The sequence below is a fragment of the Bradyrhizobium sp. Arg816 genome (assembly GCF_029989365.1).
Taxonomy (GTDB): domain Bacteria; phylum Pseudomonadota; class Alphaproteobacteria; order Rhizobiales; family Xanthobacteraceae; genus Bradyrhizobium.
Map to the genome: position 1 here is coordinate 1 of NZ_JAPRAQ010000087.1, position 898 is coordinate 898.

General features: G+C 65.5%; 1 protein-coding gene. It reads left to right on the forward strand.

The features are described from left to right. A partial coding sequence (locus tag OWC48_RS45930) for an IS3 family transposase (protein WP_282525916.1) occupies positions 1-898 on the forward strand: 898 nt, incomplete at both ends.

Here is an 898-nt window from a genome sequence, read left to right on the forward strand (position 1 = left end):
AAATGGTAGGGCCCGCCGCCAAGCGCGCTGCGGTCGCGCATCTGCAGGCCGTCATGAGCCTGTCGGAACGGCGGGCCTGCTCGATCGTGGGTGCGGATCGGAAGATGATCCGCTATCGCTCCAGCCGCCCACCGGACGCAGTTCTGCGTGGCCGATTGCGCGATCTCGCCAACGAGCGGCGGCGTTTCGGCTATCGCCGCCTGTTCGTCCTGCTGCGGCGGGAGGGCGAGCCATCGGGGATCAACCGGATCTACCGGCTTTATCGCGAGGAAGGGCTCACCGCCCGCAAGCGGCGGACTCGCCGCAAGGCCGTGGGGACCCGGGCCCCGATCCTGGTCGAGGCCAAGCCAAATGCCCGCTGGTCGCTGGACTTCGTCCACGACCAGTTCGCCAATGGCCGACGCTTCCGCATCCTCAACATCGTCGACGACGTCACCAAGGAATGCCTGGGCGCCATTCCGGACACGTCGATCTCGGGGCGGCGCGTGGCCCGCGAACTCACGGCAATCGTCGAGCGACGCCGCAAGCCAGGAATGATCGTGTCCGACCATGGCACCGAGTTCACCTGCAACGCCATGCTGGCTTTGTGCAAGGACGCAGCCATCGATTGGCACTTCATCGCACCGGGAAAGCCCAAGCAGAATGGCTTCGTCGAGAGTTTCAACGGCCGGATGCGCGATGAGCTACTCAACGTGACTCTGTTCTTCGATCTCGATGACGCCCGCGCCAAGATCGCCAATTGGGTCGCCGACTACAATCTCCAGCGTCCCCACTCGTCGCTGAAATACCTGACCCCCGCGGCCTACGCCGCCCACCTCACCGCAACGGACGATCGGCTGCGCAACCCCGACCAGCTCCGCCGATCGTCCGTTGCTCCACCCGCGCCACTTGGCGTACA